At 76.4% G+C, this 12555-nt stretch carries 11 protein-coding genes and 1 pseudogene; all 12 read left to right on the top strand.

Features of this window, described 5'->3' with window-relative positions; genetic code table 11:
- Nucleotides 1-11 precede the first annotated feature (11 nt).
- Entirely contained in the window at nt 12-491 is a 480-nt protein-coding gene (def, locus tag ACJTNH_RS10800) for a peptide deformylase (protein ID WP_458175445.1), read from the top strand.
- A 16-nt stretch (nt 492-507) separates the two neighbouring features.
- Complete coding sequence (locus tag ACJTNH_RS10795; protein ID WP_458175443.1) at nt 508-1116, top strand: GNAT family N-acetyltransferase; 609 nt, start codon at nt 508-510, stop codon at nt 1114-1116.
- 56 nt (nt 1117-1172) lie between these two features.
- On the top strand, nt 1173-2423 hold the full coding sequence (locus ACJTNH_RS10790) for a glutamate-5-semialdehyde dehydrogenase (protein ID WP_458175441.1): 1251 nt from the start codon (nt 1173-1175) through the stop codon (nt 2421-2423).
- A gap of 34 nt (nt 2424-2457) precedes the next feature.
- The gene (locus ACJTNH_RS10785; RefSeq protein ID WP_458175439.1) at nt 2458-3342 is read left to right on the top strand and encodes an AAA family ATPase; all 885 of its coding nucleotides are present in this window, start codon (nt 2458-2460) and stop codon (nt 3340-3342) included.
- The gene (locus ACJTNH_RS10780; RefSeq protein ID WP_458175437.1) at nt 3342-4829 is read left to right on the top strand and encodes a vWA domain-containing protein; all 1488 of its coding nucleotides are present in this window, start codon (nt 3342-3344) and stop codon (nt 4827-4829) included. Before ACJTNH_RS10785 ends, ACJTNH_RS10780 begins: the two co-directional genes overlap by 1 nt.
- Before the next feature lie 78 nt (nt 4830-4907).
- The gene (gene nadD / locus ACJTNH_RS10775) at nt 4908-5678 is read left to right on the top strand and encodes a nicotinate-nucleotide adenylyltransferase (protein WP_458175435.1); all 771 of its coding nucleotides are present in this window, start codon (nt 4908-4910) and stop codon (nt 5676-5678) included.
- Complete coding sequence (rsfS, locus tag ACJTNH_RS10770) at nt 5675-6160, top strand: ribosome silencing factor (protein ID WP_458175433.1); 486 nt, start codon at nt 5675-5677, stop codon at nt 6158-6160. Before nadD ends, rsfS begins: the two co-directional genes overlap by 4 nt.
- Nucleotides 6157-6930 carry a histidine phosphatase family protein gene (locus ACJTNH_RS10765; RefSeq protein ID WP_458175431.1) on the top strand — a complete coding sequence of 258 codons (774 nt, stop codon included), beginning with the start codon at nt 6157-6159 and terminating at the stop codon, nt 6928-6930. Before rsfS ends, ACJTNH_RS10765 begins: the two co-directional genes overlap by 4 nt.
- Nucleotides 6931-6967: 37 nt before the next feature.
- Nucleotides 6968-7909 carry a DegV family protein gene (locus ACJTNH_RS10760; protein ID WP_458175429.1) on the top strand — a complete coding sequence of 314 codons (942 nt, stop codon included), beginning with the start codon at nt 6968-6970 and terminating at the stop codon, nt 7907-7909.
- Between the two features lie 137 nt (nt 7910-8046).
- Nucleotides 8047-8985 carry a ComEA family DNA-binding protein gene (locus tag ACJTNH_RS10755; protein WP_458175427.1) on the top strand — a complete coding sequence of 313 codons (939 nt, stop codon included), beginning with the start codon at nt 8047-8049 and terminating at the stop codon, nt 8983-8985.
- A gap of 731 nt (nt 8986-9716) precedes the next feature.
- Nucleotides 9717-11081, top strand: a pseudogene (locus tag ACJTNH_RS10750) (ComEC/Rec2 family competence protein); the annotation flags it as partial.
- Nucleotides 11082-11490: 409 nt separating this feature from the next.
- A partial coding sequence (gene holA, locus ACJTNH_RS10745; protein WP_458175425.1) for a DNA polymerase III subunit delta occupies nt 11491-12555 on the top strand: 1065 nt, incomplete at its 3' end.

Raw genomic sequence — 12555 nt, 5'->3', positions numbered from 1 at the left:
AGACTGACGCGGTGACCGTCCGTCCCATCCGCGAGATCGGCGACCCGGTGCTGCGCACCCCGGCCGACCCCGTCCGCGCCTTCGACAAGGACCTCGCCGCGCTCGTCCGCGACCTGGAGGAGACCGTCGACCACCCCGGCCGCGCCGGGGTGGCGGCCACCCAGATCGGCGTCGGCCTGCGGGTCTTCTCCTACAACGTGGACGGCGTCATCGGGCACATGGTGAACCCGGTGATCGCCGAGCGCTCCGAGGAGACCCAGGACGACGACGAGGGCTGTCTCTCCATCCCGGGGCTGTACGCACCGACCGTGCGGGCGATGCACTGCGCGGCCGAGGGCTTCGACGTGCACGGTGAGCCGCTGCGGATCGAGGGCAGCGGCCTGCTCGCCCGCTGCCTGCAGCACGAGGTCGACCACCTGGACGGCACGCTGTTCGTCGACCGGCTGACCGGGGAGGCCCGCAAGAGGGTCCTCCGGGCGCTCCGCAGCTGATCGAGGGCTGCCCGACATGGTCGTACGCCGGGCGTGGCTCGAGCCGATCACGCTGACCGGTGAGCTGGTCACCCTCCAGCCGCTGGCGCACGAGCACGTGGGCGCGCTGGCGACGGCGGCGGCCGACGGCCGGCTGTGGGAGCTCTGGTACACGTCCGTGCCCACGCCCGAGGGCATGGCCGCCGACGTCGCGGCGAAGCTGGCCCAGCGGGAGGCCGGCAGCATGCTGCCCTTCACCGTCCGGCGCAACGACACCGGCGCGGTGGTCGGGGTGACCACCTACTGCAACGTCGACCCCGACGCCCCGCGGCTGGAGATCGGCCACACGTGGACGGCGGCCTCCGCGCAGCGCACCGGGGTCAACGCCGAGAGCAAGCTGCTGCTGCTCGGCCACGCATTCGAGGAGCTCGGCTGCATCGCGGTCGAGTTCCGCACGCACTGGCACAACCAGCAGTCGCGGGCGGCGATCGCGCGGCTGGGCGCCAGACAGGACGGCGTGCTGCGCAACCACCGACGGCAGCCCGACGGCTCGTTGCGGGACACCGTCGTCTTCTCGGTCCTGGACACCGAGTGGCCGGCGGTGCGCGCCGGGCTCCGCTCCCGGCTCGCCCGGCACGCCGGCTGAGCGCCGAGCAGGCTCGCGGCGGGCTGGCGCGGGGCGGCCGCGCGTAGCCTCGACGCGTGTCCGACGCCGACCTCCCCCTGATCGGGGCCGCCGCGACGCGCGCTCGTGCGGCCGCCCGCGTGCTGCGCACCCTGCCCACCGAGACCAAGGACGCCGCGCTCACCGCGATGGCCGATGCGCTGCTGGAGCGCGCCGACGAGGTGCTCACCGCCAACGCCGTCGACGTCGAGGCCGCCGCGGCGGACGGCACACCGGCCTCGGTGCTGGACCGGCTGCGGCTGGACCACACCCGGCTGGCCGCGGTCGCCGATGCCCTGCGGCACCTGGTGTCGCTGCCCGACCCGGTCGGCGACGTCGTCCGGGGCTCGACGCTGGCCAACGGACTGCAGCTGCGGCAGCTCCGGGTGCCGCTCGGCGTGGTCGGGATCGTCTACGAGGCCCGGCCCAACGTCACCGTGGACGCCGCGGGGCTGTGCCTCAAGAGCGGCAACGCGGCGCTGCTGCGCGGCTCCGGGTCCGCGCACCGCACCAACACCGCGCTGGTCGCCGTGCTCACCGAGGCCGCGGAGAAGGCCGGGCTGCCGGCCGGGTCGATCGCGCTGCTGCCGGCCGACCGGGCGTCGGTGGGCGAGCTGCTCAACGCCCGCGGCCTGGTCGACGTGGTCATCCCGCGCGGTGGGGCGTCGCTGATCTCCCGGGTGGTCCGCGAGTCGACCGTGCCGGTCATCGAGACCGGCGTCGGCAACTGCCACGTCTACGTCGACGCCTCGGCCGATCCGGCGATGGCCGAGGCGATCGTGCTGAACGCCAAGACCTCGCGGGTCAGCGTGTGCAACTCCGCCGAGACCCTCCTGGTGCACCGGGACGTCGCCTTCCTGCCCCGGCTGCTGTCGGCGCTGGCCGAGGCAGGCGTGACCCCGCACGGCGACGAGGCCGCCGTCCGGGCGCACGAGGGCGTCGTGCCGGCCACCGACGAGGACTGGGCGACCGAGTACCTGTCGATGGACATGGCGGTGCGCGTGGTTGACGACCTGCCCGCCGCGCTGGACCACATCAGCCGGTGGGGGAGCGGGCACAGCGAGGCGATCGTCGCCGACTCCGCGCGCGCGATCGCCGACTTCACCGCGGGTGTCGACGCCGCCGCGGTGCTGGTCAACGCCTCCACCCGGTTCACCGACGGTGGCGAGTTCGGGTTCGGCGCCGAGATCGGCATCTCCACCCAGAAGCTGCACGCCCGCGGCCCGCTCGGGCTGCCGGAGCTCACCTCCACCACCTACGTCGTCACCGGCAGCGGCCACACCCGCTGACCGCCGTACGCCTGCCCGCTCGACGAGGAGCCGCATGTCCCGCACGCCCACGCACGCCGCCCAGTTCGCCGACGTCGCCGACGTGACGACGCGGCTGTCGGCCGCGGGGTACCTGCCCGACCACCAGATCGCCACGACGGTGTTCCTCGCCGACCGGCTGGGCAAGCCGCTGCTGGTCGAGGGCCCCGCCGGGGTGGGCAAGACCGAGCTGGCCAAGGCGATGGCGACCGCCACCGGGGCCGAGCTGATCCGGCTGCAGTGCTACGAGGGGCTGGACGAGGCCCGGGCCCTCTACGAGTGGAACTACAAGAAGCAGCTGCTGCGGATCTCCGCCGCGGGCACCGGCGGCGCGGACTGGGACACCGTGCACGACGACGTGTTCGGTGAGGAGTTCCTGCTGGCCCGCCCGCTGCTGACCGCCATCCGGCGCACCGAGCCCACCGTGCTGCTCATCGACGAGACCGACAAGGCCGACGTCGAGGTGGAGGGGCTGCTGCTGGAGGTGCTCAGCGACTTCCAGGTGACCATCCCCGAGCTGGGCACGATCACCGCCACCCGGCGGCCGATGGTGGTGCTCACCTCCAACGCCACCCGCGAGCTGTCCGAGGCGCTCAAGCGGCGCTGCCTCTACCTGGCGCTGGACTACCCGAGTGCCGAGCGGGAGCGGGAGATCGTGCTGTCCCGGGTGCCCGACCTGGCACCGGGCCTGGCCGACCAGCTGGTGCGCACGGTGCGCGCGCTGCGGGCGCTGGAGCTGAAGAAGTCGCCGTCGATCTCCGAGACGCTGGACTGGGCGCAGACCCTGCTGGCGCTCGGCCTGGACACCCTGGACGAACAGGCGATGCGCGCGACCCTGGGTGTGGTGCTCAAGCACGCCAGCGACCAGACCCGCGCCGCGGCCCAGCTGCGGCTGAACTGATGTCCGGGCCGTCGCCGCAGCCGGGCGGGCCGGGCGCTCCCGTGCCGGCCGGCGCGGGCGGGTCGGCCGTGCCCGGCGGGCTGGCCGGGCACCTGGACGGCTTCGTCCGCGCGGTGCGCGAGGCCGGCGTCCCGGTCGGGATCAGCCAGGCGGTGGACGCCGCCGAGGTGCTCACCGTCGTCGACCTGCTCGACCGGGAGCAGCTGCGGCACGGGCTGGCCGCGGTGCTGCTGCGACGGGCCGCGCAACGGGAGGCCTACGACGTCCTGTTCGACCTGTGGTGGCCGCTGACCGACCGCCCCGCGCACGCCCCGGACGACGCGGACGAGCCGGACGACGGCGACGGTGCGGACGGCGCGGACGCCGACGGCCCACTGCCGGTGGGCGACCCCGGGGCGCTCGCCGAGGCGATGCGCGCCGAGCTGCTGCGCCTGCTGCTGGCCGGTGAGGAGGAGGCGTTGCGCCGGTTCGCCCGGCTGGCGGTCGACCAGCTCGGTGCCGGGACCCCCACCGCATCCGGGCAGTCGTTCTTCAGCTACCGGGTGCTGCGGGCGCTCTCGCCGGACACGCTGGTCGCGCAGCTGCTGGCCGGGATGCTCGGCTCCACCGAGCGCGGCGGCCTGGCCGAGCAGGTCGCCCGGTCGACGGCCAAGGAGCGGATCGCGGCGTTCCGGACGGCGGTGGAGGCCGAGGTGCGCCGACGGACCGCCGCCGAGAAGGGCCGCGACAAGGTCGCCCGCAACGCCGTCCGGCCGCTGGCCGACCAGGTCGACTTCCTGCGGGCGCAGCAGGCCGACCTGGCCGAGCTGCGGCGCACGGTCGCGCCGCTGGCCCGGCGGCTGGCCGCGAAGCTGTCGGCCCGCCGCCGCCTGGGGCGGGCCGGGCGGCTGGACTTCCGGCGCACCGTGCGGGCCTCGCTGGCGACCGGTGGCATGCCGCTGGTGACCCACCACCGGCCGCGCGCGGTGCACAAGCCCGAGCTGGTCGTGCTGTGCGACGTCAGCGGGTCGGTCGCCGGGTTCAGCCACTTCACGCTGATGCTCACCCAGGCGCTGCGCGAGCACTTCAGCGGCGTCCGCGCCTTCGCGTTCGTCGACACCACCGACGAGGTGACCCGCTTCTTCGCACCCGGCGCCGACGTGGTGGACGCGATCGCCCGGATCGGCCGGGAGGCCGACGTGGTGGGCTTCGACGGGCACAGCGACTACGGCAACTCCTTCGAGGTGTTCGCCGAGCGGTGGCCGGCCGCCGTCGGCCCGAAGACGTCGCTGCTGGTCCTCGGGGACGGCCGCACCAACTACCGGCACCCCGGGCTGACCACGCTGGCCGACCTGGTGCGCCGCTCGCGGACGGCGCACTGGCTCAACCCGGAGCCTCGCCGGCTGTGGGGGAGCGGTGACTCCGCGGCCGACCAGTACCGCCAGGTGATCCCCATGGAGGAGGTGCGGACGGCCGCCCAGCTCGCTGACTTCGTCACCACGCTCTGAGGGCCGGCGGGGCCCCGGGTCCCGCCGCCGCCGACGGTCGGAGGACCGGCTGTGGCGGCGCCGGGCTAGGCTCGGTCGGTGGCAGGACGTCGACTCGGGGTGATGGGCGGCACCTTCGACCCCGTGCACCACGGTCACCTGGTGGCCGCCAGTGAGGTCGCCGGGCTGTTCGGGCTGGACGAGGTCGTCTTCGTGCCGACCGGTCAGCCGTGGCAGAAGTCCGAGCGTGGGGTGAGCCCGGCGGAGGACCGCTACCTCATGACGGTGATCGCCACCGCGTCCAACCCCCGGTTCTCGGTGAGCCGGGTCGACATCGACCGGGGCGGCCCGACCTACACGATCGACACCCTGAACGACCTGCGCCGCGAGCACCCGGACGCCGAGCTCTTCTTCATCACCGGCGCCGACGCGCTGGCCCAGATCGTCGGCTGGCGGGAGACCGACAAGCTCTTCCAGCTGGCCCACTTCGTCGGCGTCACCCGCCCCGGCTACCAGCTCGCCGACGCCGACCTGCCCCAGGGCGCGGTCAGCCTGGTGGAGGTCCCGGCACTGGCGATCAGCTCGACCGACTGCCGTGACCGGGTCCGCCGCGGGCGGCCGGTCTGGTACCTGGTGCCCGACGGCGTGGTGCAGTACATCGAGAAGCGCGGGCTCTACCACCCCGGTGCCGCCGGCGCCGGCGAGGTGCTGCCCGGTACCGGGGTCCGGCTCGACGGCGCCCCCGACCGGACGACGACTCCCGGCCCGCCGCCCGCTTCCGCCCCGTACGAGTCGGGCAGGCCGACCCTGCCCGACGACCCAGCCCCCGGGGACGGCACGTCCCCCGACCTGCAGGAGATGCCCCGATGACCGCCTCGGCCGAGGCCCGCGAGACCGCGCTGATCGCAGCGCAGGCCGCCGCCGACAAACTGGCCACCGACGTCTCGATCGTGGACGTCAGCGATCGACTGGCGATCACCGACGCCTTCGTCCTCACCTCGGCCCCCAGCGAGCGCCAGGTGCAGGCCATCGTCGACGCCGTGGAAGAGCAGCTCCGTGAGCACGGTGTGAAGCCGGTGCGCCGTGAGGGTGTCGCCGAGGGGCGCTGGGTGCTGCTGGACTTCGTCGACGTGGTCGTGCACGTGCAGCACGCCGAGGAGCGGGCGTACTACGCCCTCGAGCGGCTGTGGAAGGACTGCCCGGTCATCCCCTTCACCGACGCGGCGGCCCGCCCGGCCGAGGGGACGACCGGCGTCGTCGACGGGACCGGCGCTGCCGACGCGACCGGCGCTGCCGACGCGACCGGCGAGGACGAGTCCGGCGACCCGGAACAGGGCGAGTCCGACCGGTGACCGAGGGCGCTGGCGACCCGCCGGTGCGCCGCCTGCTCGTGTGGCGGCACGGGCGGACCGAGTGGAACGCCGGTGGCCGGTTCCAGGGGCAGCTGGACCCACCCCTGGACGACGAGGGGCGGTCCCAGGCGGCGCGGACCGCGCCGGTGCTGGCCGGTCTGCTGCGCGGCGAGCAGGTGCTGCTGGTCTCCAGCGACCTGCAGCGGGCCGTGGACACCGCGGGTGCCCTCGCGCCGTACCTGGGCGTGCCCCTGCAGGTGGACGAGCGACTGCGCGAGCACGGGCTCGGCAGCTGGGAGGGCCTGACCCGCGACGAGGTGGCCGAACGGCACCCCGACCAGTACGCCGACTGGATGGCCGGCCGTCCGGTGCCGGGGCGCGGCGGTGAGGCGCAGGCCGACGTCGCCGCCCGGGCGCTCGCCGCGGTCGCCGACCTGCCGCCCGCGGCCGTCGCCGTCCTGGTGACCCATGGCGGTACCGCCGGTCGTCTGCTGGAGGCGCTGCTGGGCATCGGTCCCGAGCACCGCCGGCTGTTCGGGCCGCTGGGCAACTGCCACTGGAGCGAGCTGTCGTTCCAGGCGTCGGGGTGGCGGCTGATGCGGCACAACGTGTCGGTGCCCGCGCAGGTCGAGGGCGGCCGGTGGTCGACCGGTGACCGGGGCCCGTTCCCGGGGCCGTCCGGCACAGACGTGCCCGATGCCCCGGCGTCGGGCGCCACCCCGGACGAGGCGCCGCCGGCGACCCTGACCGACGCCGACGCCGCGGGCTGACCGCCGCCCCCGCCGGCCCCGCCACTAACCTCGCGCCATGTCCGTCGCCGTGGTCACCGACTCGACGGCCTACCTGCCGTCCGAGGTCGTGGACACCCTGGGCATCGAGGTCGTCCCGCTCTACGTGGTGCTGGCCGGTCGGTCCGGGCGGGAGGGCAGCGACGTCACCTCCGCCGAGGTGGCCCGCTCGCTGGCGGTGCGGGGCGGACACGTCTCCACCTCCCGGCCGACGCCCGGCGACTTCGTGGCGGCCTACCGCCGGCTGCTCGACGGCGGTGCCGAGCGGATCGTGTCGGTGCACCTGTCCGGTGAGCTGTCGGGCACGTGGGACGCCGCCCGGGTGGCCGCCGGCCAGGTCGGCGAGCACCTGGTGACCGTGCTCGACTCCCGGTCCGCCGCGATGGGCACCGGCTTCGCGGTGCTCGCGGCCGCACGCGCAGCCGCCGACGGTGCACCCGCCGCGGACGTGGCGTCGGCGGCCCGGGAGACGGCCGCGGCGACCCGGACCTTCTTCGTGGTCGACACCCTGGAACACCTGCGGCGGGGAGGCCGGATCGGCGCCGCCGCCGCGCTGCTGGGGAGCGCCCTCGCTGTCAAGCCGGTGCTGCACGTGACCGACGGCCAGGTGGTCGCCCTGGAGAAGGTGCGCACCTCCACCCGCGCGGTCAACCGGCTGGTCCAGCGTGCGGCGGACGTCGCCGGGGACGATGCCGTCGCCGCGGCCGTGCACCACCTGGCCGCCCCCGAGCGGGCACAGCGGCTGGCCGACCAGCTCGCGGCCCGGCTGCCCCGGCTCACCGAGCTGTACGTCAGCGAGCTGGGTGCGGCGGTGGGTGCGCACGTCGGGCCGGGCGCGGTGGGCGTGGTGATCGACCCGACGCCACGGCCGGCCGGCGCCGGACCGCAGCCACCGGGAACGGCGGCTCCGGCGCAGCGCACGGACGTCCAGCCGGGGGACGAACCGGGTCAGCAGGCCTGAGCTCAGCGGGTCGGGCATCCCGGCAGCGTGGGGCAGCAGCCCGGCACGATGTGGCCGGTCGTCCACAGCAGGAACGGCCGTCCACAGCCCTCGCCGTCCGCTGCTGCTGCACCTGATCGGCTCCTACCGTCCGCCGGGTGCGTTCCTCCGCCCGTCGCAGCGACGACTCCGACGTCATCCGCGCCCGGTTGCGCGCGCTGCTGGCCGAGGAGCAGTCGCGGGGCGGCTGGGTGCCGGGGGAGGAGGACTCCTGGGCCCGGCCCGCCCGGTGGGCGGACGACGCCCCTGCCACGAGCCCGCGGGCCACCCGGTGGGCCGACGTCCCCGCCGTCGGGGTCCAGGCGCCCCGGTGGGCCGATGAGGAGGACACCGACGAGCTGTACGACGTGTCCGACCTGCCCCGCGAGGACGCTGCACTGCCCGCCGGCCTCGGCCGGCACCGCGCCCCCGGGCGGACGGCGCGGCTCGACCCGGGCCGTCCCGGAGCGTGGGCGCTGTGGGTCGCCGCCGTGCTGGCCGCGGTGCTGGTGGTCGGCTGGACGTGGGCCGATCGGCCGGCGGTGGAGCAGGTGCCCACGTCCACCTCCTCGACCGTCCCGGACGACGACGCGACCGCTGGGGCCGAGCCGTCGGGGGAGGCGCCGGCCCCGGCGCCGACCGGGACGGTGGTGGTCTCGGTCGTCGGGCAGGTGGCCAGCCCTGGTCTGGTCACCCTGCCGGCCGGCGCCCGGGTGGCCGATGCGCTCGCCGCCGCCGGTGGGCTGCTGCCGACGGCCGACCCGGCGTCGGTGAACGCCGCTGCACTGCTCACCGACGGCGAACAGATCGCCATCGGCGTCCCCGGTGCCGCAGCGCCCGCCGCCGCTGGGCCGGCCGCACCCGGCGGCCCACTGGACCTGAACGCCGCCACCGTGACCGACCTGGACGCCCTGCCCGGCATCGGCCCGGTGCTGGCCCAGCGGATCGTGGACCACCGCAGCGCGCACGGCCCGTTCAGCAGCGTCGAGCAGCTGGACGACGTCAGCGGCATCGGGCCGGCGATCTACGCCGAGCTGGCCGAGCGGGTCCGGGTCTGACGGTGCAGACGCCGCCAGCGGTCTCGCGGAGGGCGCGACGGCCGGTGCACCGGGTCCGCGCGCCCGGGCGGTGGTCGTGGGTCGACCTGCGGCTGGTGCCGGTCGCGGCCACCGTCTGGCTGCTGACCCTCGCGGCACCCCACCTGGAGGTCCGGCTGCTGCTCGTGCTCTCGGGCGGGGCTGCCCTCGCCGCGGTCGTGTTGCTGGCCGGCGGTGGTGGCCGGGCGGGCGCATCGGTCACGGTGGCCTGCCTCGCCGCGCTCACCGTGACCGGCGGGGTGTCGGCGGCCCGCGCCCAGGGCCGGCTGGACTCACCGTTGACCGGGCTGGCCGGCCGGGTCGTCGAGGTCCGGCTCGAGCTGGACGACGACCCGCGTGTGCTGACGGCCGCCGGTGGCCCCCGGGCGCTGGTCCGGGGCAGCGTGACCGCGGTCGAGGACCGTGCCGCGGAGGGGGACGACGTCCTGCTGTTCGGGCCGGCCGAGGAGTGGACGGGGCTGCTCCCCGGCCAGACGGTGCGGCTGCGGGCGGCGGTCCGGGCTGCGGCAGTGGCGGACGGCGTGGTGGCCGTGTTGTCGGCGCGCTCGCCCCCGGAGCCGGTCGGTGGCCCGGGCCGGGGGCAGCTGGCCGCCGGTGCGCTGCGCAGCGGGCTGGTCGACTCGGCGGCCCGGACGCTGCCGGAACGTCCCGCCGGGCTGCTGCCGGGCCTCGTGGTGGGTGACACCAGCGCCATGGACCCGGAGCTCACCGCGGAGTTCCGGCGGGCCGGGCTGGCGCACCTGACGGCGGTCTCCGGTGCCAACGTCGCGATCGTCGTGGCCCTCGTGCTCTGGCCGCTGCGGGCACGGGGAGCCGACCGCCGGGTGCAGGCGGTGGTGGGTGTCCTGGCCGTCGTCGGGTTCGTCGTCCTGGCGCGGCCCGGCGCCAGCGTGCTGCGCGCCGGGGTGATGGGCGGGGTGGCGCTGCTGGCGCTGGCCTCGGGCCGGGCGCGGGCGGCCGTCCCCGCACTGGCCGCGAGCGTGGTCGTGCTGCTCCTGCTGCGGCCGGGGCTGGCCGTGGACGGCGGCTTCGTGCTCTCGGTCGCGGCCACGGCGGCGATCGTGCTGCTGGCGCCGGGCTGGTCGCGGGCGTTGCGCCACCGGGGCACCCCGCGGCCGGTGGCCGACGCCCTGGCGGTCAGCGCGGCGGCCGGGCTGGTGACCGCACCGCTGATCGCCGCGCTGTCCGGCGTGGTCAGCATCGTCTCCCTGCCGGCCAACCTGCTGGCGGCGCCGGCGGTCGCCCCGGCCACCGTGCTCGGGCTGCTGGCCGCGCTCCTCTCACCGGTGGCCCCGGGCCTGGCCGACGTGGCCACGTGGCTGGCCGGGTGGCCGGTCCGGTGGTTGGTGTTCCTGGCCGGGCGGGCCGCGGCCGTGCCGGACGGCGTCACCGGCTGGCCCACCGGGCTGCCCGGAGCGCTGCTGCTCGCGGTGCTGTTCGTCGCCGTCGCCTGGTCGCTGCTGCGCTGGCCACGGTTGCGCCCGCTGGCCCTGGCGGCACTCGTCGGGATCGTCGTGGTCGGCTGGCCGCTGCGCCAGGTGACCCGGGGGTGGCCGGTGCCGGACACCGTCGTCGTCGCCTGCGACGTCGGGCAGGGCGACGCGCTGGTGCTGCCCACCGGGCCCGGCGAGGCGGTGCTGGTGGACGCCGGCCCGGACCCGCCGCTGGTCGACGGGTGCCTCGACCGCCTCGGGATCGACCGGCTGCCGCTGGTCGTCCTCTCCCACCTGGACGCCGACCACGTGGGCGGCCTGGCCGGCGCGCTGGCCGGCCGGGAGGTCGGCGAGATGGCGACCGGGACGCTCACCCCGACCGACGAGCGGCGCCCCGCCCTCGACGCGGCCGTCGCGGAGGCGGGGGCCCGGCACGTCGTCCTGCGGCCCGGAGACCGGCGGACGGTGGGCACCGCCCGGTTCGAGGCGCTGGCGCCCGACCCGGCGCTCGCCGTGCCGGGGGCCGAGCCCAACGACCTCAGCCTGGTGCTGCGGGCCACCCAGCGCGGGCTGCGGGTGCTGCTCACCGGTGACCTCGGTGCCGGGGCGGAGGCGCGGCTGGTGGCCTCCGGCGTCGACCTGACCGCCGACGTGGTCAAGGTGCCGCACCACGGCAGCGCGGACGCCGACCCGGAGTTCCTGTCCGCCACCGGGGCCGCCGTGGCGCTGATCTCGGTGGGCGCGGACAACTCCTACGGCCATCCCGCCGACCGGCTGCTGGACATGCTGGCCGGCATGCGCGTCTACCGCACCGACCGGGACGGCGACGTCGCGGTCAGCGGCAGCGCGGAGGGCTGGGGCGTGGCCGTACGCGGCCCGGACGGCGCACTGCATGCCACGGCTGCCCCACCAGACCTCGCTGCCGGGCACGGACCCGGCCTGCCCGTCCGGCCGCGCACCCCTGCCGCAGCGGGCCGGCGGCGGCTGCCGGTCGTGGGCCGGGGCGGTCGGCACCGCGTGGCAGCATGGCCGCGTGCCCGCACAGACCCCCGCACCGACCTCCCGGCTCCGCGTCGTGGCGGGCGAGGAGGAGCTGCTGCGCGCACGCGCGGTGTCGGCCGTGCGGGCCGCCGTCCGCGAGCGCCACCCCGACAGCGAGGAGCACGAGCTGGCCGCCGCCGGGCTGCCGGTGGGGCAGCTGGCCGACGTGCTGGCGCCCTCGCTGTTCGGCGGGCACCGGCTGGTCGTGGTCACCGGGGTGCAGGAGTCGGCGGCCGCGCTGGCCGACTCCCTGATCAGCTACACCAAGGACCCGGACCCGGAGCTGACGCTCGTCGTCGTGCACAACGGCGGCAAGCGCAACGAGGCGCTGCTCAAGGCCTTCAAGAGCGCCGGCGCGGCGGTCGACGACTGCCCGAAGATCAGCTCGGCGGGGGAGCGGGTCGCCTTCGTGCGCAACGAGGTGCGGCACGCCGGCGGCAAGATCACCCCCGACGCGGTCACGGCGCTGCTGGACGCGGTCGGCAACGACCTGCGCGGCCTGTCGGCCGCCGCCAGCCAGCTGGTCTCCGACTTCGGCGGGGTGATCGACGCCGACGCGGTGGCCCGCTTCCACCGCGGCCAGGCCGAGGTCACCGGCTTCAGCGTCGCGGAGCGGGTGCTGGTGGGCGACACCGCCGGGTCGGTGGAGATGCTCCGCTGGGCACTGGACCGCGGGGTGGCCCACGTGCTGATCGCCGACGCGCTGGCCGACGGGGTGCGCACCGCGGCCCGGGTGGCGTCGCTGAACACCACGAACATCGGCGACCTGGCCCGTCAGCTCAAGCTGCCCCCGTGGAAGGTGAAGAAGGCCCAGGCGCAGGCCCGGGGCTGGAGCATCGACGCGCTGCAGCAGGCGATCGGCGTGGCCGCCGAGCTCAACGCCGACGTCAAGGGCGCCGCGGCCAGCGCCGACTACGCGTTGGAGCGGGCAGTGCGCCGGATCGTCGCCATCCGCGGCGCCGGCACCGGCGGCCGGCCCCGCACCTCCCGCAGACGCTCGGCCGACCCACCCCGGGAACCCCGCCGCACCCCCCCCCGGCGCGGGCGCGGGCGGGGG

The sequence above is a fragment of the Modestobacter lacusdianchii genome (genome assembly GCF_054177765.1).
Note: the sequence above shows the minus strand (reverse complement) of the source record. Positions and strands in the feature narration are given on the sequence as shown.